This window comes from Neotabrizicola sp. VNH66 (assembly GCF_049445895.1).
GTDB lineage: Bacteria > Pseudomonadota > Alphaproteobacteria > Rhodobacterales > Rhodobacteraceae > Pseudogemmobacter.
On the sequence record NZ_JBMSDW010000011.1, the window covers coordinates 55011 to 77060 of the forward strand.

Annotated in this window: 26 protein-coding genes; 11 read left to right on the top strand and 15 right to left on the bottom strand. The window is 66.0% G+C overall.

Annotation, left to right across the window (positions count from 1 at the left end; all coding sequences use genetic code 11):
- The first annotated feature begins 28 nt into the window (after positions 1 to 28).
- On the top strand, positions 29 to 685 hold the full coding sequence (locus ACO2Q5_RS15635) for a peroxiredoxin (RefSeq protein ID WP_423292697.1): 657 nt from the start codon (positions 29 to 31) through the stop codon (positions 683 to 685).
- A 39-nt stretch (positions 686 to 724) separates the two neighbouring features.
- Here ACO2Q5_RS15635 and ACO2Q5_RS15640 read toward each other — a convergent pair whose 3' ends face one another.
- Positions 725 to 1420: a glutathione S-transferase N-terminal domain-containing protein gene (locus ACO2Q5_RS15640; RefSeq protein ID WP_423292699.1), complete on the bottom strand. Its 696-nt coding sequence runs from the start codon at positions 1418 to 1420 to the stop codon at positions 725 to 727.
- 149 nt (positions 1421 to 1569) lie between these two features.
- Between ACO2Q5_RS15640 and mscL the strand changes: the two genes are divergently transcribed.
- A complete protein-coding gene (gene mscL / locus ACO2Q5_RS15645) occupies positions 1570 to 2001 on the top strand; it encodes a large conductance mechanosensitive channel protein MscL (RefSeq protein WP_423292701.1) in 432 nt (143 codons plus the stop codon).
- Between the two features lie 42 nt (positions 2002 to 2043).
- Here the strand turns inward: mscL and ald are convergent, their stop codons facing one another.
- Positions 2044 to 3162: an alanine dehydrogenase gene (gene ald, locus ACO2Q5_RS15650; protein WP_423292703.1), complete on the bottom strand. Its 1119-nt coding sequence runs from the start codon at positions 3160 to 3162 to the stop codon at positions 2044 to 2046.
- A 144-nt stretch (positions 3163 to 3306) separates the two neighbouring features.
- On the opposite strand from ald, the gene ACO2Q5_RS15655 reads away from it, so the two are divergent.
- Positions 3307 to 3771 (top strand): Lrp/AsnC family transcriptional regulator, encoded by a 465-nt coding sequence (locus ACO2Q5_RS15655; protein ID WP_423292705.1) that lies wholly within the window; start codon positions 3307 to 3309, stop codon positions 3769 to 3771.
- Positions 3772 to 3980: 209 nt separating this feature from the next.
- Here ACO2Q5_RS15655 and rpsU read toward each other — a convergent pair whose 3' ends face one another.
- Positions 3981 to 4187, bottom strand: coding sequence for a 30S ribosomal protein S21 (gene rpsU / locus ACO2Q5_RS15660; RefSeq protein ID WP_082400860.1), 207 nt, complete (start codon positions 4185 to 4187; stop codon positions 3981 to 3983).
- A 105-nt stretch (positions 4188 to 4292) separates the two neighbouring features.
- On the opposite strand from rpsU, the gene ACO2Q5_RS15665 reads away from it, so the two are divergent.
- Entirely contained in the window at positions 4293 to 4976 is a 684-nt protein-coding gene (locus ACO2Q5_RS15665) for a COQ9 family protein (protein WP_423292708.1), read from the top strand.
- A 40-nt stretch (positions 4977 to 5016) separates the two neighbouring features.
- Positions 5017 to 6009: an NAD(P)H-quinone oxidoreductase gene (locus tag ACO2Q5_RS15670; RefSeq protein WP_423292710.1), complete on the top strand. Its 993-nt coding sequence runs from the start codon at positions 5017 to 5019 to the stop codon at positions 6007 to 6009.
- Between the two features lie 87 nt (positions 6010 to 6096).
- Here the strand turns inward: ACO2Q5_RS15670 and ACO2Q5_RS15675 are convergent, their stop codons facing one another.
- Positions 6097 to 6735, bottom strand: a complete 639-nt coding sequence (locus ACO2Q5_RS15675; RefSeq protein WP_423292877.1) for a ribonuclease T2 family protein — start codon at positions 6733 to 6735, stop codon at positions 6097 to 6099.
- Positions 6736 to 6857: 122 nt separating this feature from the next.
- Between ACO2Q5_RS15675 and ACO2Q5_RS15680 the strand changes: the two genes are divergently transcribed.
- The 5 genes from ACO2Q5_RS15680 to ACO2Q5_RS15700 all read left to right on the top strand — a co-directional run bounded on the left by ACO2Q5_RS15680 (position 6858) and on the right by ACO2Q5_RS15700 (position 9652).
- Positions 6858 to 7613, top strand: coding sequence for a DUF1013 domain-containing protein (locus ACO2Q5_RS15680; protein WP_423292712.1), 756 nt, complete (start codon positions 6858 to 6860; stop codon positions 7611 to 7613).
- A 158-nt stretch (positions 7614 to 7771) separates the two neighbouring features.
- Positions 7772 to 7981, top strand: a complete 210-nt coding sequence (locus ACO2Q5_RS15685) for a hypothetical protein (protein ID WP_423292714.1) — start codon at positions 7772 to 7774, stop codon at positions 7979 to 7981.
- A gap of 218 nt (positions 7982 to 8199) precedes the next feature.
- Positions 8200 to 8460 carry a PepSY domain-containing protein gene (locus ACO2Q5_RS15690; RefSeq protein WP_423292716.1) on the top strand — a complete coding sequence of 87 codons (261 nt, stop codon included), beginning with the start codon at positions 8200 to 8202 and terminating at the stop codon, positions 8458 to 8460.
- Between the two features lie 2 nt (positions 8461 to 8462).
- Positions 8463 to 9113, top strand: a complete 651-nt coding sequence (locus tag ACO2Q5_RS15695; RefSeq protein WP_423292718.1) for a cytochrome b/b6 domain-containing protein — start codon at positions 8463 to 8465, stop codon at positions 9111 to 9113.
- Positions 9110 to 9652 (top strand): helix-turn-helix transcriptional regulator, encoded by a 543-nt coding sequence (locus ACO2Q5_RS15700; RefSeq protein ID WP_423292720.1) that lies wholly within the window; start codon positions 9110 to 9112, stop codon positions 9650 to 9652. The genes ACO2Q5_RS15695 and ACO2Q5_RS15700 overlap by 4 nt, the downstream gene beginning before the upstream one ends.
- A 4-nt stretch (positions 9653 to 9656) precedes the next feature.
- Here the strand turns inward: ACO2Q5_RS15700 and ACO2Q5_RS15705 are convergent, their stop codons facing one another.
- From ACO2Q5_RS15705 to ACO2Q5_RS15725, 5 genes are all read right to left on the bottom strand, one after another.
- On the bottom strand, positions 9657 to 11081 hold the full coding sequence (locus ACO2Q5_RS15705) for a gamma-aminobutyraldehyde dehydrogenase (protein ID WP_423292879.1): 1425 nt from the start codon (positions 11079 to 11081) through the stop codon (positions 9657 to 9659).
- Positions 11082 to 11110: 29 nt separating this feature from the next.
- A complete protein-coding gene (locus ACO2Q5_RS15710) occupies positions 11111 to 11920 on the bottom strand; it encodes an ABC transporter permease (protein WP_423292722.1) in 810 nt (269 codons plus the stop codon).
- Positions 11910 to 12857, bottom strand: coding sequence for an ABC transporter permease (locus ACO2Q5_RS15715; RefSeq protein ID WP_423292724.1), 948 nt, complete (start codon positions 12855 to 12857; stop codon positions 11910 to 11912). The genes ACO2Q5_RS15710 and ACO2Q5_RS15715 overlap by 11 nt, the downstream gene beginning before the upstream one ends.
- A gap of 205 nt (positions 12858 to 13062) precedes the next feature.
- Positions 13063 to 14052 (bottom strand): ABC transporter ATP-binding protein, encoded by a 990-nt coding sequence (locus tag ACO2Q5_RS15720; RefSeq protein ID WP_423292726.1) that lies wholly within the window; start codon positions 14050 to 14052, stop codon positions 13063 to 13065.
- 137 nt (positions 14053 to 14189) lie between these two features.
- Positions 14190 to 15347: an ABC transporter substrate-binding protein gene (locus ACO2Q5_RS15725; RefSeq protein WP_423292728.1), complete on the bottom strand. Its 1158-nt coding sequence runs from the start codon at positions 15345 to 15347 to the stop codon at positions 14190 to 14192.
- Between the two features lie 229 nt (positions 15348 to 15576).
- Between ACO2Q5_RS15725 and ACO2Q5_RS15730 the strand changes: the two genes are divergently transcribed.
- Positions 15577 to 16032: a CAP domain-containing protein gene (locus tag ACO2Q5_RS15730; RefSeq protein WP_423292730.1), complete on the top strand. Its 456-nt coding sequence runs from the start codon at positions 15577 to 15579 to the stop codon at positions 16030 to 16032.
- Between the two features lie 6 nt (positions 16033 to 16038).
- Here the strand turns inward: ACO2Q5_RS15730 and ACO2Q5_RS15735 are convergent, their stop codons facing one another.
- The 6 genes from ACO2Q5_RS15735 to ACO2Q5_RS15760 all read right to left on the bottom strand — a co-directional run bounded on the left by ACO2Q5_RS15735 (position 16039) and on the right by ACO2Q5_RS15760 (position 22033).
- Positions 16039 to 16941: a LysR family transcriptional regulator gene (locus ACO2Q5_RS15735; protein ID WP_423292732.1), complete on the bottom strand. Its 903-nt coding sequence runs from the start codon at positions 16939 to 16941 to the stop codon at positions 16039 to 16041.
- Positions 16941 to 17360 carry a GAF domain-containing protein gene (locus ACO2Q5_RS15740; protein WP_423292734.1) on the bottom strand — a complete coding sequence of 140 codons (420 nt, stop codon included), beginning with the start codon at positions 17358 to 17360 and terminating at the stop codon, positions 16941 to 16943. The genes ACO2Q5_RS15735 and ACO2Q5_RS15740 overlap by 1 nt, the downstream gene beginning before the upstream one ends.
- A complete protein-coding gene (locus ACO2Q5_RS15745) occupies positions 17357 to 17692 on the bottom strand; it encodes a hypothetical protein (protein WP_423292736.1) in 336 nt (111 codons plus the stop codon). Before ACO2Q5_RS15745 ends, ACO2Q5_RS15740 begins: the two co-directional genes overlap by 4 nt.
- Positions 17693 to 17946: 254 nt before the next feature.
- Complete coding sequence (locus tag ACO2Q5_RS15750) at positions 17947 to 19425, bottom strand: NAD-dependent succinate-semialdehyde dehydrogenase (protein ID WP_423292738.1); 1479 nt, start codon at positions 19423 to 19425, stop codon at positions 17947 to 17949.
- Positions 19426 to 19644: 219 nt separating this feature from the next.
- Positions 19645 to 19974 carry a hypothetical protein gene (locus ACO2Q5_RS15755; RefSeq protein ID WP_423292740.1) on the bottom strand — a complete coding sequence of 110 codons (330 nt, stop codon included), beginning with the start codon at positions 19972 to 19974 and terminating at the stop codon, positions 19645 to 19647.
- Between the two features lie 10 nt (positions 19975 to 19984).
- Positions 19985 to 22033 (bottom strand): OmpA family protein, encoded by a 2049-nt coding sequence (locus tag ACO2Q5_RS15760; protein ID WP_423292742.1) that lies wholly within the window; start codon positions 22031 to 22033, stop codon positions 19985 to 19987.
- Between the last annotated feature and the right edge of the window lie 17 nt (positions 22034 to 22050).

The window sequence follows — 22050 nt, forward strand, 5'->3', positions numbered from 1 at the left end:
CAGTGCCAGCGAATCCGAGGAGTTTTCCATGTCCGTCCGCATCAACGACATCGCGCCCGACTTCACCGCCCCCACCACCGCCGGGGAAATCAAGTTCCACGAATGGCTGGGCGACAGCTATGGCATCATCTTCAGCCATCCGCGCGACTTCACCCCGGTCTGCACCACCGAATTCGCCGCCGTGGCGCAGCTGGCGCCCGAGTGGAAGAAGCGCGGCATCAAGGTGATCGGCCTGTCGGTGGACGGCGCCGCTGACCATGAAAAGTGGAAGCGCGATATCGAGGCGTTCGGCGGCAGCCCGGCCGATTTCCCGATCATCGACGACACCTCGCTGACCGTGTCCAAGGCCTATGACCTGCTGCCCGCGGATTACTATATCCCGACCGACGGCCGCACGCCCGCCCATACCGCCACCGTGCGCGCGGTCTATTTCATCGGGCCGGACAAGAAGGTGCGGTTCACGATCTATTATCCGATGTCGGTAGGCCGCAACTTTGCGGAAATCCTGCGGGCCGTGGATGCGGTCCTGCTGACCGATGGCGTCCCGCTGGCCACCCCCGCCAACTGGGAGCCGGGCAAGGACGTGATCGTGGCACTGGCGCTGAACAACGATCAGGCGAAGGAAAAGTATGGCGATCTGGATATCCGGCTGCCCTACCTGCGCTTTGCCAAGCAACCGTCGTAAGTCAGAAAGGGCGCCTTCGGGCGCCCTTTCCTTTCCGTCTCAGCCGCGGGCGGGAATGTTCTTGGCCCGCTGCACCGCCGGGCGGGCGTTGAACCGCTCCTGATAGGCGGGGGCGTTCTTCAGCTCGTCAAAGCCGGTGATCTCTCCGGCCTTGTAGAAACCGGTCAGTGTGTTCAGCCACGGGCCGATGGCCATATCGGCGATGGAATAGTCGCCCGCGATCCACTCCCGCCCCTCCAAAGCCCTGTCCAGCACCTTCAGGATGCGCTCCGCCTCGGCGCGGTAGCGTTCCTTCGGGCGCGGGTCTTCGATCTCTTTCCCGGCAAAGGCGGTGAAAAAGCCCAGCTGGCCGAACATCGGCCCCAGACCGCCCATCTGGAACATCAGCCATTGCAGAACCTCGTAGCGGTTCGCTGCGGGCAGGAACTTTCCGGTCTTCTCGGCCAGATAGATCAGGATCGCCCCGCTTTCGAACAAAGCCAGCGGCTGGCCGCCCGGGCCCTGCGGGTCGATGATCGCGGGGATCTTGTTGTTGGGGTTCAGGCTCAGGAATTCCGGCGTCATCTGGTCGTTCTTGCCGAAATCGACCAGATGCGGGTCATAGGCCAGCCCGGTTTCCTCCAGCATGAGCGAGACCTTGATCCCGTTCGGCGTGGGCAGGGAATACAGCTGAATGGCCTGCGGGTTCACAGGCGGCCAGCGGCGGGTGATCGGGAAATCGGCAAGCGTTGTCATGGCGGTTCCTTTCGCGTCCGGAGCGGGAGTTTGCCGCGAATTTTCCCCATGGGTAAGCCCCGGCCTCTGTGCAATACTTGCCCCGCGCCTGTGCGCCTGCGCGGCAGAAACCACCGGACGAAACTGCCGGGGAAATAGGGAACAGTGACATGCTCAACGAATTCAAGACGTTCATTGCCAAAGGCAATGTGATCGACCTTGCGGTCGGTATCATCATCGGCGCCGCTTTCACCGCCATCGTGAACTCTCTGGTGGCCGACCTGATCAACCCGGTCATCGGTCTGATCACCGGCGGGATCGACTTCTCGAACCTGTTCATCAACCTCAGCGGCACGGAATACACCTCGTTGAAGGCGGCCAAGGATGCCGGGGCGCCGGTCTTCGCCTATGGCTCGTTCATCACCGCGGTGATCAACTTCCTGATCATCGCCTGGGTGGTGTTCCTGCTGGTCAAGGCGGTGAACCGCCTGAAGGATGCGACGGTGAAGAAAGAGGCTGCTGCCGCCGCGGCCGCCCCCGCCGGCCCGACCGAGGTCGAACTGTTGCAACAGATCCTGGTCGAGCTGAAGACCAAGGCCTGACGGAACGAAACGGCCCGCAGGATGACCTGCGGGCCGTTTGCTTTACAGCTTCAGCGCCTCTTCCGGCGCGATGACGGGCAGGTTCAGCGCCGCCCCGACCGCGGCATAGGTCAGCCGCCCCGCATGGACATTCAGCCCCGCCATCAGATGCCGGTCCTCGGCACAGGCGCGGCGCCAGCCCTTGTCGGCCAAGGCCAGCAGGAAGGGCAGGGTCGCATTGCCCAAGCCCTGGGTCGATGTACGGGCCACCGCGCCCGGCATGTTCGCCACGCAATAATGCAGGATGCCGTCCACCTCATAGATCGGGTCCTGATGGGTGGTGGCGCGGCTGGTCTCGAAACAACCGCCCTGATCAATGGCCACATCCACCAGCACCGCGCCGGGCTGCATGGTGGCCAACTGCGCGCGGCTGACCAGCCGTGGCGCGGCGGCCCCCGGCACCAGCACGGCGCCGATCACCATATCCGCGGTGCGGATCAGATCGGCCACCGCGCCGCCGCTGGCATATTGCGTGGTCAGCCGACCCATGAAGATATCGTCCAGATAGGACAGCCGCGGGACCGATCGGTCCAGCACGGTGACATTCGCGCCCATGCCGGCCGCCACCCGCGCTGCCGCCGTGCCCACCACGCCGCCGCCGATGATCACCACATTCGCCGGGCGCACGCCGGGAATGCCGCCCAGCAGGGTGCCGCGCCCGCCGTTGGCCTTCTGCAGCGCCCAGACCCCCACCTGCGGCGCCAGCCGCCCGGCCACCTCTGACATCGGGGCCAGCAGGGGCAGGCCGCCGCGGGCATCGGTCACCGTCTCATAGGCAATACAGGTCGCGCCGCTGGCCAAGAGGTCGCGGGTCTGGTCCGGGTCCGGCGCCAGATGCAGATAGGTGAACAGCAGCTGCCCCTCGCGCAGGCGCGCGCGCTCGGCGGGCTGCGGCTCTTTCACCTTCACGATCATCTCGGCCTTGGCAAAGACCTCCTCCGCGTCGGCGGCAATCGCGGCGCCTGCGGTGCGATAATCGTCATCCGTAAACCCCGCCCCAACCCCTGCGCCGGTTTCCACCAGCACCGCATGGCCATGGGCCACAGCCTCCCGCACGGCATCCGGGGTCATCCCCACGCGGAATTCCTGCGGCTTGATCTCTTTCGGGCAACCGATCTGCATTATGTCCTCCTCTGCGCCGCCTCCCCGCGGCTGATGAGAAAGTTTCCCGCAGAATCTGCGACGATGTTTGCAGATTTCTGTGGCGTTTTAGCCCTGGAACGGGAGTATCTGTCATATTTTGGCGAAATGACCGGAGAACCTTCGATGGAAGCGCAGATTGATGCGACGGATCTCCGTATCCTGGCGGTTCTGCAGAAAGACGGGCGCATCACCAATGCTGACCTGTCCGAGCGAGTGAACCTCTCACCTTCGGCCTGCCATCGCCGGGTGCAGCGGCTGGAGGAAGAGGGGATCATCGCCAGCTATGTGGCGCTTCTGGATGCGCGCCTGCTGGGCAAGCCGACCACGGTCTTTGTCGAGATCACCCTGCAAAGCCAGGCCGAAGACCTGCTGGACGCGTTTGAGCGGGAGGTGGCCCGCATCCCCGATATCCTCGAATGCCATCTGATGGCCGGATCGGCGGATTACCTGCTGAAGGTGCTGGCCCGCGACACCGACGACTTCGCCCGCATCCACCGCCGCGCCTTGTCGCGGCTGCCCGGGGTGCGGCAGATGCATTCCAGCTTTTCGCTGAAAACCGTCGTGCGGACCACGGCGCTGAGCGTCTGACCCACTACCCCCCCGAGGATACGGCGACAAAGCGGAAAGCCAATTCCAGTTTGCACAAATATCCCGGGGGAGTCCCTGCAAGGGACGGGGGCAGCGCCCCCTTTTGCGACGGCAGCGCACCGCGTGACCCTGGCAAAGAAAAACCCCCGGCCTGACGGACGGGGGTTGATCGTGACGGCGGGTTGCCCCGCCCAGCTTTCGCTAACGCCTTAGAGTGCGCCTTCGCGCTGAGCCTTCTTGCGAGCGAGTTTACGGGCGCGGCGGATCGCCTCGGCCTGTTCGCGCGCTTTCTTGACCGACGGTTTCTCGAAATGTTGCTTGAGCTTCATTTCGCGGAACACGCCTTCACGCTGAAGTTTCTTCTTCAGGGCCCGAAGGGCCTGTTCGACGTTATTGTCGCGGACGCTGACCTGCATGTGGTTGTCACCACCTTCCTAAGCTAGAGTTGCACTGATGTGCAGGCCGGTGGCCTATAGCAAAGGCGGGCGGCCCTGTCCACCGCCGCAGCAGGGGAGGCAAGGATGCAAGAGGCGGAAGCACGGCAGAAACTGGTGGCGGCGGCGCTGCCGCATGTGGCCTTCGACGGGTGGACCGCGGCGACGTTCCGCGCGGCGGTGGCTGATTCGGGCGTGACGCCCGCACTGGCCGTGGCGCTGTTCCCGCGTGGCGGCACCGATCTGGCGCTGGCCTATCATGCGGCGGGGGATGCGGCGATGGTGGCCGCGCTGGCGGCCGAGGATCTGTCGGCCCTGCGATTCCGCGACCGGATCGCCCGGGCGGTGCTGATCCGCCTGTCGCTGGCCGACCGCGAGGCGGTGCGTCGCGGCACCACGCTGTTCGCGCTGCCGCATCTGGCGGCAGACGGGGCGCGGGCCTTGTGGTCCACCGCCGATGCGATCTGGACCGCCTTGGGCGACAGCGCCGATGATGTGAACTGGTATACCAAGCGCGCCACGCTTTCGGCGGTCTATGGCGCCACGGTGCTGTTCTGGCTGGGCGATGACAGCCCCGACCAGCAGGCCACCCGCGATTTTCTGGACCGCCGGATCGAAGGCGTCATGCGGTTTGAAAAGCTGAAGGCCGATACCGCCGCCAACCCCTTGGGCAAGGTGCTGCTGGCCGGTCCGATGGCGCTTTTGGGCCGTATCCGTCCGCCCGGCCCTCGCGATGGCCTGCCCGGCCGCCGCGCGCCCCGTCCGTTCTGACCCCCGTCCGTTCTGATCTCTGATACTGCAAGGAATCCGCATGACCCTGTCCTCCTCGATGCTGGCGATGGAGATCGTCGCCCCCGGCGGCCCTGATGTGCTGCAACCCGCGATGGTGCCGGTGCCGGTGCCCGGCCATGGCCAGATCGTGATCCGCATCGCTTGGGCCGGGGTGAACCGGCCCGACGCGCTGCAACGCGCAGGTGCCTATGCGCCGCCGGCCGATGCCTCGCCCCTGCCGGGGCTGGAATGTTCGGGCACGGTGGTGGAGGCCGGGCCGGGCGTCACCCGCTGGCAGATCGGCGACAAGGTCTGCGCCCTGCTGCCGGGGGGCGGCTATGCCGAATATGCGGTCTGTGCTGCAACGCATGCCCTGCCCATCCCCGAGGGTGTGTCGATGAAAGAGGCCGCCTGCCTGCCCGAGACCTGCTTCACCGTCTGGTCGAATGTGGTGATGCGGGGCGGCCTGCGCGCGGGCGAGAAATTTCTGGTCCACGGCGGCACCTCCGGCATCGGGACGACCGCCATCCAGATCGCGAGGGCGCTTGGCGCGCGGGTCTTTGCCACCGCGGGGTCGGAGGAGAAATGCCGGGTGTGCGAGGAATTGGGGGCCGAAAAGGCGTTCAATTACCGCGATGCCGATTTCACCGCGGAGATGCGCAAGCTGGGCGGGGCGGATCTGATCCTCGACATGGTGGGCGGACCCTATATCCCGCGCAACATCAAGGCTTTGGCCGATGACGGGCGGCTGGTGCAGATCGCCTTCCTTCAGGGCGCGAAGGCCGAACTCAGCTTCGCCGAGATGATGACGCGCCGCCTGACCCTGACCGGATCGACGCTGCGCCCGCAGTCGGACATCGCCAAGGCCCGCATCGCCGCCGAGGTGGAGCAGTATGTCTGGCCGATGATCGCCCGCGGCGCGCTGCGGGTGGTGATGGACAGCGAGTTTTCATTGCGCGACGCCCCCAAGGCGCATGAGCGGATCGAGGAGCCGGGCCATATCGGCAAGATCGTCATGAAGGTCGAGGACTGATCGGCCTTTCATACTGGCCGAAATATCCCGGGGGGCCTCCGGCTCTGGCCGGAGGCGGGGGCAGCGCCCCCTCCGCGCGGGCCTGTTTCAGCGCACCGCCTCCAGCACCGCATCGCTCAGCCGGCAATCGCGGATCGTGTCCGCACCGCATTTGCGCGGGTCCAGGTCCTTGGTCAGGCAGATCCGCACCTCCTGGATCAGCCCGCCCTTGCAGGTGACGGTGATCTGGTCCCGCTTCAGCCCGGGGTTGGATTCCAGAAATGCGCCCTCGATCACCTCGGCCGGGACCTTCAGGGTTTTCGACATCTTCGCAAAGACCGGCGGGATACGGATGCTGTCGAAGGCGGCCCGCGCCGTGGCGTAATAATCCGGCGCGGACAGGCCGGAACAGCGGCCATGCTTCTTCCACTGGTAGAAGGCCAGCCCGGCGCCGCCCATGATATCGGCCATGGCGGCGGTCTCGGCCCGGGTCGGGTCCCGCTCGACCGTGCGGCAATAGTCCGGCCAGCCGGTTTCATATTGCGGCCAAAGCCCGTGCAGCACGAAGGTCAGCCCGCGGCCGCGGTCGCATTGCGGATCGTCGCGCGCGTCACCCTCCAGCGCGCACCAGGCCGAAGACCAGGACAGCGACATCACATAATAGTCGAAATCGCCTGCCCGTTCACCCTCGGCCCGCAGGGGCAGGGCGGTCAGGGACAGCAGCAGGACCAGCACCAATCGCAGCAATTTCACTTTCCCTTCCCGGCCGAATGCACTATGGACGACCCAATTCCCCGACATCGGAGAACGGCGGACAAGGGTCCGCAGCCGGTTTCCGGCCGGGAAAAGATGTATTGAGGAGCGATCCGATGAACAAGCCGATCATGGCCCGCGCGACCGCCGTCTGGCTGGTGGACAACACGACCCTGACCTTCAAGCAGATCGCGGATTTCTGCGGCATGCACGAGCTGGAAGTGCAGGGCATTGCCGATGGGGATGTGGGGGGCGGCGTCAAGGGCTTTGACCCGGTGTCCAACAACCAGCTGGACCAGCGCGAGATCGACAAGGGCGAGAAAGATCCGCTCTATCGTCTGCAGCTGAAGAAGAACCCCAATGCCGTGGGCGAGGAAAAGCGCCGCGGCCCGCGCTATACCCCGCTGTCCAAGCGGCAGGACCGCCCGAATGCGATTCTGTGGCTGGTCAAGTTCCATCCGGAACTGGCCGATGGCGCCATTGGCAAGCTGGTCGGAACCACCAAGCCGACGATCCAGGCGATTCGGGAACGGACGCACTGGAACATCAACAACATGCAGCCGATCGATCCGGTCGCGCTTGGCCTGTGCAAACAGTCTGAGCTGGACGCCGCGGTGCAGGCCGCCGTGCGCAAGCGCGCCGCCGAAGGCGTGGTGATGACCGATGACGAACGGCGCAAGCTGGTGTCGACCGAACAGTCGCTGGGCATGGCGCCCGAGGCGCGCGTCCCCGATGCGCTGACCGGGCTGGAGGTCTTTGGTGACGAGGACGACAAGGAAGACGTCCCCTCGCGCGACTTCTCGGATGCGGACAGCTTCTTCTCGCTTCCCGCCGGGGGCGAGGACGAAGACGAGGATGACGACCGCCGCTGATCCGCAGCGCCGTTGCGATGACATCACCCCCCGGGCCCGCGCCCGGGGGTTTTTCATTTCCGGATGACGGTCTTTGTCATTGGACCCCGGCCCCGGTGCCGGGCATAGTCATTTCATCGAAAGACACTGACAACATACTGATTTTATTGGAGATAAGAATGATTGCCTCCCGTTCCGCCGCAAACCGCACCATTCCTGTGCTGGCGGATATCCCCGGGGCCCTGACGACCGGTGCGTTTCTGATCGCGCGGGAAGCGGGGGGCCGCACATCCGGGGCGGGGGTTGGTCTTTTCGCGCTGGCCGCGGCTCATGTGGCCCTGTTCGGACTGCTTGCCGGCGATGAATTGATCCGCCGCATCACGGGCTGACCCGCGTCCCCCCGGTGTCAGCGCCGTAAACCTCCGGGCCGGATTGTCCCACCGGCCCGGAGGTTTTTCTCTGTCCAGACGGCCATATTCCGCCGTAAGCGGGTGCTTATGCCCCGCCGCATCAGCCGTTTGCCAATCGACCAGCGGTCGTGGGCCGGGCCAGACAGGGCCATCGCCGCGGCATCCCGCCCGGCGCAATGGTCCTGAAAGGCCCTGTCATGAAGAAGATGCTTGCTGTTGTCCTTGCCCTGTCCAGCGCTCCTTTCGCTGCGATGGCCCTGCCTGCCGTGGGCGACATGGTCGGCACCAACCCCGATACCGCCAAGGCCGCGCTGGAAAAGGCGGGCTGCATGGTCGACGAGTTCGAGGCCGAGGGCGGCAAGATCGAGGCGAAATGCACCGATGCCGAAAAGAAGATGTGGGAGGTCTACATCGACCCGGCTTCGGGCAAGGTGGTCGAGATCAAGGACAAAGACTGATCATGGCCGTTTCCCGCAAGCGGGAGGAGGGGGGCGCTGTGTCGCCCCCCGATCCCTGGGACCCGCTGATCCGCATCAGCCACTGGTCCGTCGCCGCGGCCGTGATCTTCAACGGTCTGATCCTGAAACCCGGCGGCACCGCCCATATCTGGATTGGCTGGGCGGTTCTGGCGCTTTTGGCGATGCGCCTGATCTGGGGGCTGATCGGCCCCGCCGAGGCCCGCTTTTCATCCTTTCTGCCGGACCCTAAGGCGGCCATCGGCCATCTTTTCGGCCTGTTCCGCCGGGAAAGGCCGCCCGAATACCCGTCGCACAATCCTGCGGGTGCGCTGATGGTCTATGCGCTTTGGGGGCTTCTGGCGGTGGTGGTGGTCACCGGACTGACGATGACCGGGTTCAAAAGCCCGATCACCCTGGCCGAAGAAAAGGCTGCCGTGGCGGCGGGCGACTGGTCTGTCCTTGTGCAGAACGGCGCGGCGGCAGAGAATGAAGGTGAAGGGCTGAGCAGAATTGCCGGAGAGGTGCATGGGGTGGCGGCCAATCTGATCCTGATTCTGGCACTGGTGCATGTGGCCGGTGTCGCCGTGGAAAGCCGGGCGCTGCGGCGCAATCTGGTGCGTCCGATGATCACCGGGCGCGGCAGGCCGGAATGAACCCGCCCGCAGGCAAACCACGGCGCGCGGGGCAGGCTGCCACGCGGCGGGCCACCGCCGCGTTGGCGGCTTTCATGCTGGTGCAGACCGTGGCCGCGGTGTTTTTCGTAGGCGACGCCCTGACCGATCTGGTCATGGATCCCGGAACGCCGCATGCCATTCTGGAAAGTCTGGTGGCGGTGGTTCTGGTGGTGGGCATTTTCGTCGGCGGCTGGCAGCTGCGCCAGATGCTGGACCGGCTGCGCACGCAGGAACGGGCACTGGAAACCGCCCGGGGCGATCTGGGCCGGGTGATCGAGCGGCAGTTTTCCGACTGGTCCCTGACCCCGGCCGAGCGGGATGTGGGCCTTCTGGCGCTGAAAGGGCTGGATGTGGCCGAAATCGCCGCCCTGCGCGGCGCGGCGCAGGGCACGGTGCGGGCACAGCTGACGCGGATCTACACGAAGGCCGGCGTGTCCGGCCGCGCACAATTCGCCGCATGGTTTGTCGAGGATCTGCTGGGCGATCCCGCCGCCCCAGGGGTGAGGGCGGCGGAATAAGGCCTCAGCCGTGCTTCACCATGACATGGCGCACCACGGTGTAATCCTCCAGCGCGTAGGACGACATGTCCTTGCCGTAGCCGGATTGCTTCAACCCGCCATGCGGCATCTCGTTCACCAGCATGAAATGGGTGTTGATCCAGGTGCAGCCGTAGCGCAGCCGCGCCGCCGTCGCCATGGCGCGGCCCACGTCCTGCGTCCAGACGGAAGACGCCAGCCCGTAGTCGCTGTCATTGGCCCAGCCCACGGCCTCATCCACATCGCTGAAGGGCGTGATCGAGACAACGGGACCAAAGACTTCGCGCCGGACGATCTCATCCTGTTGCAGGGCGCCTGCCACGACGGTCGGACGGTAGTAGAAGCCCTGATCCATCGCCTCGCCGCCGGTCGTCACCTCGATATGATTCAGCTCGCGCGCGCGGTTCACGAAGCTGGCCACCCGGTCGCGCTGCCGCATGGAGATGAGCGGCCCGATCTCATTGGTGGTGTCATCCTCGGCCCCTAAGGTGATCGAGGCGGCGGCGGTCGTCAGGTCCGCGACCAGCCGGTCATAGACCTTGCGGCCCGCATAGACGCGGCAGGCGGCGGTGCAGTCCTGCCCGGCGTTGTAGAAGGAAAACGCCCGCAGCCCCTCGACCACGGCGGCCACATCGGCATCGTCGAAGACGATGACCGGGGCCTTGCCGCCCAGTTCCAGATGGGTGCGCTTCACCGTCTTCGCCGCGGCATCCAGCATCTTCTTGCCGGTGGCGACATCGCCGGTCAGGCTGATCATATCCACGCCGGGATGGTTGATCAGATGGTTGCCCACGGTATGGCCGCGGCCGGTGACGATGCTGACCACGCCTTCGGGCAGTTCCTCGGCCAGAATGCGCACCATCTTCAGCGCGGTCAGCGGGGTCTGTTCGCTGGGTTTGAAGACCACGGTATTGCCGCCTGCAATGGCCGGGCCCAGTTTCCACGCCATCATCATCAAGGGATAGTTCCACGGCGCGATACTGGCCACCACGCCCACCGGATCGCGGCGGATCATGCTGGTGTGTCCGGCCAGATATTCGCCTGCCACCTGCCCGTGCATCGTGCGCACGGCGCCCGCGAAGAAGCGGTAGCAATCCACCAGCGCGGGGATTTCGTCATTCAGCGCGGCATTGATCGGCTTGCCGCAGTTCAGCGCCTCCAGCGCGGCAAAGCCCTCGGCCTCCCGCTCGATCCGGTCGGCGATGCGCAAAAGCGCGTTCGACCGTTCCACCGGCGTGGTCCGCGACCATGTGTCAAAGGCCTTGCGCGCGGCGGTGACGGCGCGGTCCACCTGATCGGTCGAGGCCTCGGCCACCTCAAGGATCAGGCCGCCGGTCCGCGGGTTCAGGATCTGCTCGGGCGTTTCCTGCCCGGATTCGACGGTGCCGCCGATCAGCAGGCCGGTGTCGATGGTGGAAAGCGTGTCCATGGGTCTCTCCCTTATTTTCCCATGCCGGCGGTCTCGGACCCGCCGCGGGTGAGGTAATAGGCAATCAGGATCGGGACGAAGGTGGCGGCAAAGACCACGATGGCCACGACATTGGTGACAGGCCGCTGCCGGGGACGGATCAGTTCGGAATACATCCAGATCGGCAGGGTGGATTGCTGACCGGCGGTGAAGGTGGTCACGATCACCTCGTCAAAGGACAAAGCGAAGGCCAGCATGCCCCCCGCCAGAAGCGCCGAGCCGAGGTTCGGCAGCAGGACATAGCGGAAGGTCTGGAACCCGTTGGCGCCCAGATCGGCAGAAGCCTCCATGATCCCGCCGGACAGGCGGCGCATTCGGGCCACGGCATTGTTGTAGACGATGACGATGCAGAAGGTGGCGTGGCCCAGAACGATGGTCCATGTGGAAAACGGAATATCCATCACACCGAAGGCCGACCGCAGCGACATGCCGGTGATGACGCCGGGCAGGGCGATGGGCAGCAGCACCAGAAGGGTGATCTGGTCGCGCCCGAAGAATTTTGCCCGGCTCATTGCCGCGGCGCAGAGCGTGCCAAGGACGATGGCCATGGCGGTGGAAATCGCCGCGACCTTCAGCGACAGCCAGAGGGGAGGCCAGATGTCCGGCCGGTCCGACCAGGCCACGCCGAACCATTTGGTTGTGTAGCCGGGGGGCGGGAACTGAAAGCTCTTCTCCTCGGTCGTGAAGGCGTAAAGGAAGATCAGGAGGATCGGCAGGTGCAGGAACAGCAGCCCTGCAATGGCCGCGATCCGAAGGCCAAGGGGCGCGCGATCAGAGTGCATCGAAGGCCCCCGCGCGCTTTGCCAGACCCAGATAGGCCAGCATGATCAGGATCGGCACCACGGCGAATGCCGCGGCCAAGGGGATGTTCCCGGCGGTGCCCTGAAGCTGATAGACCGCCATGCCGATGAAATTGGCCGAATTCCCCACGATCTGCGGGATGATGTAATCCCCGAGCGTCAGCGAGAAGGTGAAGATCGACCCGGCAATGATCCCCGGCAGTGCCAAGGGCAGGATCACGGTGCGGAAGGTCTGCGCCTTTGTGGCGCCCAGATCTGCCGAGGCCTCGATCATTGCATGCGGCACCCGCTCCAGCGCGGCCTGCATCGGCAGGATCATGTAGGGCAGCCAGACATAGAGAAACACCATGAAGGTGCCGATGGGCGAGGTGGAGAGGGATGAGGACGACAGGCCGGGGATGGCCAGAAGCCCGTCGATCACGAAGGAGGTGCCCGTCGCCTCGGCCGCCCAGTTCAGGATGCCTTCCTTCGCAAGGATCAGCTTCCACGCATAGACCTTGACCAGATAGCTGGACCACAAGGGCAGCATGACCCCCAGATAGAAGGCCGCCTTCCAGCCGCCCTTGGCATAGCGGGCGGCGTAATAGGCGATGGGAAAGGCCACCACGGCGGCGGCCAGCGTCACCGCCGCGGCCATCAGCACGGTGCGCAGGATGATGTCGAGGTTCTGCGCCCGGAACAGCTCGGCATAGGTCTTGAGGGTGAATTCCTCTTTCACCATGCCGGAGAATTCGTCGATGGAATAGAAGGACTGGATCAGCAGCGCCGCCAGCGAGCCGAGGTAGATCACTCCGAGCCACAGGAGCGGCGGCAGGATCAGCAGCACCAGCAAGAGCCCGGGCCAGCGCCAGAACAGGCCGGTCAGCCGGTCTGCCGTGCCGCGGGCGGGCAGGATGGCGGGGGACAGGGCGGCACTCATTTGCGGCGTTCCGCGTGACGCGCCCGGGCAGGGGGGCTGTCTGCCCCCCTCGGCGCAAGGCGCCTCACCCCCCGAGGATATTTTTGAACAGATGAAATCGGCTTGATCATCGGATGAAAGAAAACCACGCGGGTTTCTCCGGTTCGGCAGGCCGAAGGCGGGACGGGCCTGCCTGCGGCCCGGAAGGGATGCGGGGCGGAACGGATCATGCCTCTCCCTCCATCACATGCAGGGCGCCGGGGTCGAAGGTCAGCGCGGCGGGGGCGCCCTCGGCCGGGACCGGCTGGCCCGCGGGGACAAGGGCCGCCACCTCGGTCTCTCCGGTGCGCAGCACGACGCGGGTGCCGCTGCCCAGATAGCGCAACGCGGTGACGGTGCCGGTGATCGGGCCGTGGTCGGCCAGCCGCACCGATTCCGGCCGGAGCGAGGACCAGAGCGCGGGGCCGCCAAGCGCCTGCGTCAGCGCGGGCGGCAACACATTGGAGGAGCCCACGAAATCCGCGACAAAGCGGGTGCGGGGGCGGTCGTAAATCTCTTGCGGGGTGCCGATCTGGGCGATGCGGCCGCGATCGAAGACGGCAAGGCTGTCGGCCATCGACAAAGCTTCGTGCTGGTCGTGGGTGACGAAGACGAAGGTCAGCCCCAGCCGGTGCTGGAGGGCCTTCAACTCGTCCTGCATCGCCTCGCGCAGCTTCAGGTCCAGCGCGCCCAAGGGTTCGTCCAGCAGAAGGACGCGCGGCTTGTTCACCAGCGCGCGGGCCAGCGCCACCCGCTGCCGCTGGCCGCCCGAGAGCTGCGCGGGTTTGCGGTCGCCGTAGCCGTCCAGCTTGACCAGCGCCAGCATCTCTTCCGCCTGCGCCAGCCGCTGTGCCCGGCCCATGCCCTTGACCATCAGCCCGTAGGCCACATTGTCGCGCACGTTCATATGCGGGAACAGCGCATAATCCTGAAAGACGGTGTTCACGTTGCGCAGATGCGGCGGGGTGTTCGACACATCCTCGCCAAAGATGCGGATCGCGCCGCCGGTGGGCTTTTCAAACCCCGAGATCAGCCGCAGGCAGGTGGTCTTGCCCGAGCCGGAGGGGCCGAGCATGGCGAAGAAGCTGCCTTCCTCGATCACCAGATCCACGCCGTCCACGGCTTTCACCGGGCCGAAGTGGCGGGCTACGTTCTGAAATTCAACGGCAGCTGTCATTGGATGCAATGCGCCATGGTGCGGCGGTTGTGGATCCGACGCTTCCCCTGCAAGGGAAGGCGCGGAACCGGGCCGGCCGGAGGGGGAGGGCAGGGGTGAGGAGGCTCCCCTCCCGCAGGGGAGGGGAGAGGGGGGCGTTACCGTCCGCCGATCACGCCGATATAGTCCGAGACCCAGCGGTAGTACGGCACGCAGGCGCCTTCGCCCTGCGCACAATTGGAAACCGGGGTGGTCCAGAACCGGATCTTCTCGAAATCATCCATGCCATTGGCGTGGCAGCTTTCCGCGGTGGACATGCCGCGCCCGTCGGTGCAGGCGGCCGGAACCGAGGGGTTGGCGCCGAACCAGACGGCAAGATCGGCCTGCAGGTTGGACGACAGCTGATGTTCGAACCACATATAGGCGCAGTTCGGATTCTTGGCGTTCACATGCATCATGGTCGTATCGGCCCAGCCGGTGGCGCCTTCCTGCGGGATCGTCGTGGCGATCGGCTGGCCGTCAGCCTTCAGCAGATTGGCCTGGAACGGCCAGGAGCCGGAGGCAACCACGCCTTCGTTCTTGAAGTCGTCGATCTGGATGAAAGCATCGTGCCAGTAGCGGCTGACCAGCGCGCGCTGACCGCGCAACAGGTCCAAAGCGGCCTTGTACTGGTCTTCGTTCAATTCGTAAGGCGAGGTGATGCCAAGTTCCGGCTTGTGGAACATCAGATATTGCGCGGCATCGGCAATGTGGATCGGCCCGTCATAAGCCTGCACCCGGCCCTTGTTCGACTGGCCGTCGGGCAGGGTCATCTCTTCAAAGACCACGTTCCAGGAGGTGGGCGCCTCTTTGAAGACTTCGGTGTTGTACATCAGGACGTTCGGCCCCCACATATAGGGCACACCGTAATGCACGCCGTCCACAGTATGCCAGGGGGCATCTTTCAGCCGGTCGTCCACCGCGGACCACGAAGGGATCAGGTCGACATTGACCGGCTGCACCCGGCCGCCCGCGATCAGCCGCAGCGAGGCATCGCCCGAGGCGGTGACCAGATCGAAGCCGCCTTCGTTCATCAGCGCCACCATCTCGTCCGAGGTGGCGGCGGTCTTCACGCTGACCTTGCAGCCGGTCGAGGCCTCGAATTTGGTCACCCAGTCGAAGGCGGGATCGGTCTCGCCCCGCTCGACATAGCCGGCCCAGGCGACGATGGACAAAGCCCCCTCTCCGGCGCCGAGCTCGGTCATCTGTGCCAGCGCGGGGGTGAGGCCGGTCAGGACGGCAAGGGCCGAAGTGGCCATGATCTTCATGGATTTCATTCTGCAAGCTCCCTGTGGATGGGCCGCACGGGCGGCGGCAGTCGCCGGTCTTCCGGTCATGGGCAAAAGCCTGCGGTGGAGGCGGAGATTTCGCAAATACAAAACGCGGATGCGATGCATCGGAAATTCCGATGGGTTTGGCGGTGTTCCGCCATGTGTGCTGGGGGCCTTCTCGTCCTGTGGATCCGCCTGCGTTAGACTGCCCGGAAATCCGGCAGGAGGATGTTGGATGCGGCAGTCTGGAATCGCGGCGATGTTGGCGGCGCTGCTCTGGGGGACCGGGGCGGTGGCCTGTGACCTGCCCGCCAATGCCGCCGCCACGGAGCAGGAGATTGCCACGTGGATCAATGCGGAGAGGGGTGCAGAGGGTCTGGGTCCGCTGCGGCTGTCCCCGGCGCTGGAGGCGGCCGCGGCGGCCCATGCCTGCGGGATGGCCGCGCGCAACGATCTGTCGCACAAAGGATTTTCCGCGCGCCTGCGCAAGGCGGGCTACCGGGCCTCCACCGCGGTGGAAAACGTGGGCCGCACCAAAGGCGTGGCGGTCACGGCCGCCGCCAGGATGTGGCGCAATTCGCCCGGACACCGTGACAACATCCTGAACCGCAAGATCCGCGAAATGGGGGTGGCGGTGGCCACGGACGGAACCTCGGTCTGGTATGTCTTCATCGGTGGCGCCTCCGGCTGAGCGGGCTCAGCGGCTGGCAATCGCGCCCTGGGCCGAACGGATGAAATTCCGCGCCGGGGCCGACAACGGCGCCCCGCGGCGCCAGGCCAGCCCCACCTGCACCGTGGGCAGATCGCCCGAGACATCCCGCGTCTCGATCCGGTCGCCTTCCAGCGACCACGGCCGGTAAACAAGGCTGGGCAGGATCGCCAGCCCGGCCCCCGTGGCCACCAGCGACCGTACCGCCTCGACACTGCGGGTGCGGAAGGCGATCTGTGGCTTCACCGGCAGGGCCGCGGTCAGGCGGCGGGTCGATTCCTCAATCTCGTCCACCATCAGCTGGATCAGCGGCTGGCCGGCCAGTTCTTCCAGCGCAATATACTCCTGATCGGCCAGCGGATGCCCCAAAGGCAGCCATAGCCGGTAGGGCGAGACCAGCAGCGATTCGACATTCAGCGCCATCCGGTCCTTGACCGAGGATGTCACCAGCACCGCCACATCTAGCTCTCCGCCGATCAGCAGGTGCTGGAGGTAATCGGCATTGTCCTCGATCACCGTCAGTTCGATCTTCGGATAGGCGCGGCGGTAGCGCGACAGGATGTCGGACAGCACATAGCCCGCCACCAGCGAGGTGACGCCCAGCGACAGCCGCCCCGGCGCGGCTTCGGCCTCGTCACGAAAGGCGCTTCGGGCGGTGGAGACATCGGCCAGAATCTGGCGCGCATGGCGCAGGAAGGACTGACCCTTCAGCGTGATCTCCAGCCCGCGCGCCTGCCGGTCGAACAAGAGGACGCCCAGATCATCCTCCAGCGCGCGGATCGCCTCGGTCACCGAGGACTGGCTGATTGACAGGTTGCGCGCGGCGCCGGTGACCGACCCGGCCTCGGCTGCGGCGACAAAGAACTGCAGCTGCCGCAGGGTAAAGGCCATTACATCGCGCCCAGCAGGGCCGCGCGGTGGCGGCGCAGGACCGCATCATAGGCGGCCAGCCGCTCCGGCGTGAAATGCCCCGCCCCGGCCAGAAGATTCAGCGTGCCGGGCACGGTGCCGTCATCTGCCACAACCGGCAGGTTTGCCGCCGCGCCAAGGCCGAGCGATTCGATCAGCGCATGGTCGAAGAACAGATCGCGGAACGCCTCCGGCGTGTTGGCGACGAAGGGCTGCGCACGGCCGATGCACAGGTCATACCATGCGTCGCGCAAGAGGGGCTTCGTGCCATGGGTGGGATATTCCACGGGATGCGAAGTATAGGCCCGCCGGAACAGCCCCGCCGACAGGTCATGGCTGGTGACCGTGAAAAGCCGTGTGCCAAGCGCGGCGCAATCCGCATGGACGGTGGCGAAAATCATGCGCGGGTCCACCGGCCCTGTTCCAGCACCTGCCAGCCTGCAGGGGCATCGGGCGGGGGTGGGCCATCCTGCCAGACATACAGCCTTGCATGGTCGCAAAGGGTTGCGCCCGGTTCGGCCAGCACCTGCCAGACGAGGTTGAACCCTTCGGGGATCAGCCCCTCGGCATAGAACCCGACCTCTTCGGATTCCAGCGCCTCGGACGGGTCGTCGGGCCAGAGCTCCGCACCCCAGAACACCAAGGTCTCCAGCGCCGGGTCACGGCGGAGATGGCGCAGAAGCGGCGCAAGGAAAAGCTCTTCCGGGCTGGGGTCGGGTTTGGCGCGGGCCATGATCTGCCTCTCCTTTGTGGCGCGATCCTGCCAGAACCTGCACCGCTTGTTGAGGGTGAAAGAGAAGGGGAGCTGCCGCGGTGCGGTCCGGCAACGGGGCCGGGGAAAGACACCCCTGCGCAGGTCCTGCTGCGGCATCGGGACTGCGTGGCCAGCGGATCTGTCCGGGCGACACGACCTGTGCGGCGACAGGCTGTTGCCTTCAACGCAAACGGGGCCGCAGGGGCCCCGTTCCATCCGTCTGATGACTGGTGTCAGATCGACAGGCAGATGTATTTCAGTTCGAGGAAATCCTCCATCCCGTGGTGGCTACCCTCGCGGCCAAGGCCGGATTGCTTGATGCCGCCGAAGGGGGCCACCTCGGTCGAGATGATGCCGGTGTTCACGCCGACGATGCCGTATTCCAGCGCCTCCTGCACGCGGGTGATGCGGCCCACGTCACGGGCGTAGAAATAGGATGCCAGACCAAAGATCGTGTCATTGGCCTTGGCCACGACTTCCTCTTCCGTCTCGAACCGGAACAGGGGAGCGACGGGACCGAAGGTTTCCTCGTTCGTCACGATCATGCTGTCGGTCACGCCGGTCAGGATGGTCGGCTGGAAGAAGTTCCCGCCCAGTTCATGCGGCTGGCCGCCAAGGATCACCTGTGCGCCCTTGGAGGTGGCGTCGGCGATATGCTCCTGCACCTTTTCCACCGCGGCATGGTTGACCAGCGGGCCGAATTGCACATCGTCCGCCAGACCGTCGCCCACCTTGGTTGCGGCCACGGCGGCGCGCAGCTTTTCGGCAAAGGCGTCATAGACGCCGGACTGCACATAAATACGGTTCGCGCAGACGCAGGTCTGGCCGTTGTTGCGGAACTTGGATGCCATGGCGCCCTGCACGGCGGCATCCAGATCGGCGTCGTCAAACACGATGAAGGGGGCATTGCCGCCCAGTTCCATGCTGCATTTCATCACCTGATCCGCCGCCTGACGCAGAAGGATGCGGCCCACCTCGGTCGAGCCGGTGAAGGTCAGCTTGCGCACGGCGGGGTTTTCGCAGAACTCCTTGCCGATGTCGGAGGACCGCTTCGAGGTGATGACCGACAGCAGGCCTTTCGGCAGGCCCGCGCGTTCCCCCAGCAGCGCCAGCGCCAGCGCCGACAGCGGAGTTTCCGCGGCCGGGCGCGCGACGAAGGCGCAGCCCGCGGCCAGGGCCGGGCCGCATTTGCGGGTGATCATCGCATTGGGGAAGTTCCACGGCGTGATCGAGGCGACCACGCCGATGGGCTGCTTGATTACCGTGATGCGCTTGTCGCGCTGATGGCCGGGGATCGTCTCGCCGTAAATCCGCTTGGCCTCTTCGCCGAAAAATTCGATGAAGCTGGCACCATAGGCGATCTCGCCCTTGGCCTCGGCCAGCGGCTTGCCCATTTCGGCGCAGAGAATGATGCCCAGATCGTCCTGATTGGCCATCATCAGATCGAACCATTTGCGCATGATGACCGCGCGTTCCTTGGCGGCGCGGGCGGCCCAGTCCTTCTGCGCCTTTTCGGCTGCGGCGATGGCGCGGGCGGTCTCAGTGCGCGACAGGTTCGGCACTTCGGCGATGACATCGCCACGGGCCGGGTTCACGACCGCGAAGGTGGAGCCGTCATCGGCGCCGATCCATTCGCCCGCGACATAGGCCTTCGTGGCCAGAAGCGAAGGGTCCTTCAGAAGGTCGCGAAGATTGGTCACGGCATCAAGCATGGGGGCCTCCGACTATGCAGGAATTGGCCCGAGAGTTAGGGGCGCAGCCCCCCGCTTGTCCAGTTCAACCGTGACGATAGGTCCAGTTCGGGCGCAAACTCGCCCGGGGCTGGCGGCATTCCGGCGCACTGGACCGCCGCCTCGTCGGGCACTGCATGCGCAGCCCGGAAACCCCGCTCCGCTTTGGGGTCCGGGCAAGAAGTGTGCGACGCGCCCGTGTCAGCCGTTCGCGTGCATGCGTTCGATATAGGACCGCATCTCCTCGGCCTCCTGCCTTGCGTCGCGCAGGCCTTCCATCGCGGCGCGCAGCTCGGCCTCGGTCTGCTGGATCTGGTTCGTCAGCTCTGCCTCGCGCTGCTCCAGATAAAGGACGGCCTGATCACGCATCTCCTCGGCCTCGTGCAGGGATTGGGCCAGCCGGTCCATCTCGCCCAGATCGCTGCCGCTGTTGCGGGCAAAGCGGTGCAGCAACCAATGGGTGAACCAGCCCATCGCAAAGGCCAGAAGCAGGATGATGGCGGTGGCGATGACGAATTCGGTGCGGTTCATCTGTGGTCCTTCAACCCTCGCGCGCGGGGCGCGCCTTGGGGCGTATCGTCTTTTCAGTCGGCGCGACAGAGGGGCTGGTGTCGCCCGAGAAATCGGGAACCGCCGCGTCAGCGGCCTCGGCAGCCTCTGCTTCGGCCGCAGGGGCCGGTTCTGCGACCGCAGAAGCTGCGGCCGGCGCATCCGCCGCCCCGGCTTCGGTCCCCGCCTCGCCGTCATCGGCGGGTTCGGCGCCGATCAGCAGGAATTCGATCCGCCGGTTCGCCTCGCGCCCTTCTTCGGTGCCATTGTCGGCGATGGGATCGGCCTCGCCATAGCCCTGCGCCACCATGCCCGAGGTGTCGACCCGGCGGCCCAGAAGCGCCATCATCACCGCCTCGGCCCGGGCCTGGCTGAGCGCGAGGTTCCCCGATTCCGATCCTTGCGAATCGGTATATCCGGCAATTTCCATCCGGATACCGGGGCAATCCTTCAGGATACCGGCCAGGGTCTCGACCACGGGGGCCGCTTCGGGCGCGATTTCGGCGGAGCCGGGGGTGAAGGTGATCTTCTTCGCCGTCAGCGCCACCGTCACCTCGGCCGCGCATTCCTCAGGCGTGGGCAGCGCCGCGAGGGGGTCCAGCTCCTCGTCATAGCGGACATCAACGCGGAAAGTCTGGCCCTGCCCAAGGCGCGAGGACAGGATCTGCGTGATCTTCGCCCGCGCATCCTGCGCTCCGGTGACGCCTTTCACTTCGACCAGATCGCCGCGGACCAGAAGGCTGCCCTGATGCAGCAGGGACAGCGATTCGATCCCCGCCAGCACCCGCACCGGCCAGCCATCCGGCAGATCGCTGTCCAGCCGCGTGGCGACATAGACATCATCGGCGCCGAAGGAGGCGCGGGCAAAGGCGCCCACGGCGGCCTGTTGCGCCTCATCCACCAGACGGCCGCGCAGTTCCACCCGGCCGCTTTCGGCCAGGGTCGCGGTGAATTCCGCCGGGCCCTGCGCGGCAGTTTCCGCTTTGGGCGGGATCGCCTCCAGCGAGAAGACATCGGGAAGCGCGGCGCGCAGATCGCCAAGGGCACGGTCGAAGGCGGCCTGTGTCACGCCTTCACCCGCCGTCAGCGTAATGTCCGCATCCGAGAAGGTGACCGAGCCCGCGCCCATGGCGGCCACCGCGGCAATCGCGGCCCGCGCACCTTCGGACCAGCGCGGGCTGGGCGCGCCAAGGCCCACGGTGCAGGCGGCATTGGCGGCCAGCCCGGCGGCGCGGGCGGCGGAGAGGATGGTGTTCCGCGCCCGGTCGGTATCGGCGGAACAGGCATCGAACCGCGCGCCCTCGGCATCCAGAATGAAGCGCAGGGTGAAGGGGGTGATCACGGGCCGCGGCGCCGAAATCTCCATCCGCAGGGCAACATCCTTGGGTTTCATCCGGCCAAGGTCGGCTTCGAAGCGGCGCTTCTCGGCCTCGCTGTCGGCAATGGCGGTGATTTCCACCCGGGCCGCCGAGACCGAGATCTTGGACCGCTCCAGCATCTCCATCGCGGCAAGGCCGAAGCGCAGCGCCGCGTCCCATGTGGCGGGCGGGGGATAGGCTGCGGCCTGCAACATATCTGTCGGGTCACTGCCGGGCACCAGATCGGCCGCGGCGGCGATCAGCCCCTCGGTCGTCAGCCCGCCTTCGCCGGGACGTTCCGGCACCAGCCCGATCAGCTGGATTCCGTCATCGTTGCGCAACATCTCGACCGAGAAGTCGGGCGCGGCGATGGCAGTGGCGGGCTTCACCTCCAGCCCGTCCAGAATGCGCGAGGAATCGATCAGGCTGCCCACCATGTTCAGCGCACGGAACCGCGCAGCCTCGTTCGGGGCGGTGCCGGTCAGTTGCACCTGCATGCCGTTCGTCTCGACCTGAACCCAGTCCATCCGCGCCTCGCCCAGACGGGTGGTCAGCACGGTGTCGGTGCGGTTCTCGATCACCAGCGCGGCGACGAAGGCCACGCCCAGCATCAGGAGACCGGCGGCGGCAAAGGCCAGAGCGGCCAGCGTGGTCTGCGGCAGTCGAAGAAGGCGGTGCGGCAAGCGGGTGGTATCCTTCG

Excerpts from the sequence above, each read along its gene's own strand:
- ACO2Q5_RS15635 (WP_423292697.1), top strand. The coding sequence starts at position 29 with ATGTCCGTCCGCATCAACGACATCGCGCCCGACTTCACCGCCCCCACC.
- ACO2Q5_RS15640 (WP_423292699.1), bottom strand. The coding sequence starts at position 1,420 with ATGACAACGCTTGCCGATTTCCCGATCACCCGCCGCTGGCCGCCTGTG.
- mscL (WP_423292701.1), top strand. The coding sequence starts at position 1,570 with ATGCTCAACGAATTCAAGACGTTCATTGCCAAAGGCAATGTGATCGAC.
- ald (WP_423292703.1), bottom strand. The coding sequence starts at position 3,162 with ATGCAGATCGGTTGCCCGAAAGAGATCAAGCCGCAGGAATTCCGCGTG.
- ACO2Q5_RS15655 (WP_423292705.1), top strand. The coding sequence starts at position 3,307 with ATGGAAGCGCAGATTGATGCGACGGATCTCCGTATCCTGGCGGTTCTG.
- rpsU (WP_082400860.1), bottom strand. The coding sequence starts at position 4,187 with ATGCAGGTCAGCGTCCGCGACAATAACGTCGAACAGGCCCTTCGGGCC.
- ACO2Q5_RS15665 (WP_423292708.1), top strand. The coding sequence starts at position 4,293 with ATGCAAGAGGCGGAAGCACGGCAGAAACTGGTGGCGGCGGCGCTGCCG.
- ACO2Q5_RS15670 (WP_423292710.1), top strand. The coding sequence starts at position 5,017 with ATGACCCTGTCCTCCTCGATGCTGGCGATGGAGATCGTCGCCCCCGGC.
- ACO2Q5_RS15680 (WP_423292712.1), top strand. The coding sequence starts at position 6,858 with ATGAACAAGCCGATCATGGCCCGCGCGACCGCCGTCTGGCTGGTGGAC.
- ACO2Q5_RS15685 (WP_423292714.1), top strand. The coding sequence starts at position 7,772 with ATGATTGCCTCCCGTTCCGCCGCAAACCGCACCATTCCTGTGCTGGCG.
- ACO2Q5_RS15690 (WP_423292716.1), top strand. The coding sequence starts at position 8,200 with ATGAAGAAGATGCTTGCTGTTGTCCTTGCCCTGTCCAGCGCTCCTTTC.
- ACO2Q5_RS15695 (WP_423292718.1), top strand. The coding sequence starts at position 8,463 with ATGGCCGTTTCCCGCAAGCGGGAGGAGGGGGGCGCTGTGTCGCCCCCC.
- ACO2Q5_RS15700 (WP_423292720.1), top strand. The coding sequence starts at position 9,110 with ATGAACCCGCCCGCAGGCAAACCACGGCGCGCGGGGCAGGCTGCCACG.
- ACO2Q5_RS15710 (WP_423292722.1), bottom strand. The coding sequence starts at position 11,920 with ATGCACTCTGATCGCGCGCCCCTTGGCCTTCGGATCGCGGCCATTGCA.
- ACO2Q5_RS15715 (WP_423292724.1), bottom strand. The coding sequence starts at position 12,857 with ATGAGTGCCGCCCTGTCCCCCGCCATCCTGCCCGCCCGCGGCACGGCA.
- ACO2Q5_RS15720 (WP_423292726.1), bottom strand. The coding sequence starts at position 14,052 with ATGACAGCTGCCGTTGAATTTCAGAACGTAGCCCGCCACTTCGGCCCG.
- ACO2Q5_RS15725 (WP_423292728.1), bottom strand. The coding sequence starts at position 15,347 with ATGAAATCCATGAAGATCATGGCCACTTCGGCCCTTGCCGTCCTGACC.
- ACO2Q5_RS15730 (WP_423292730.1), top strand. The coding sequence starts at position 15,577 with ATGCGGCAGTCTGGAATCGCGGCGATGTTGGCGGCGCTGCTCTGGGGG.
- ACO2Q5_RS15735 (WP_423292732.1), bottom strand. The coding sequence starts at position 16,941 with ATGGCCTTTACCCTGCGGCAGCTGCAGTTCTTTGTCGCCGCAGCCGAG.
- ACO2Q5_RS15740 (WP_423292734.1), bottom strand. The coding sequence starts at position 17,360 with ATGATTTTCGCCACCGTCCATGCGGATTGCGCCGCGCTTGGCACACGG.
- ACO2Q5_RS15745 (WP_423292736.1), bottom strand. The coding sequence starts at position 17,692 with ATGGCCCGCGCCAAACCCGACCCCAGCCCGGAAGAGCTTTTCCTTGCG.
- ACO2Q5_RS15750 (WP_423292738.1), bottom strand. The coding sequence starts at position 19,425 with ATGCTTGATGCCGTGACCAATCTTCGCGACCTTCTGAAGGACCCTTCG.
- ACO2Q5_RS15755 (WP_423292740.1), bottom strand. The coding sequence starts at position 19,974 with ATGAACCGCACCGAATTCGTCATCGCCACCGCCATCATCCTGCTTCTG.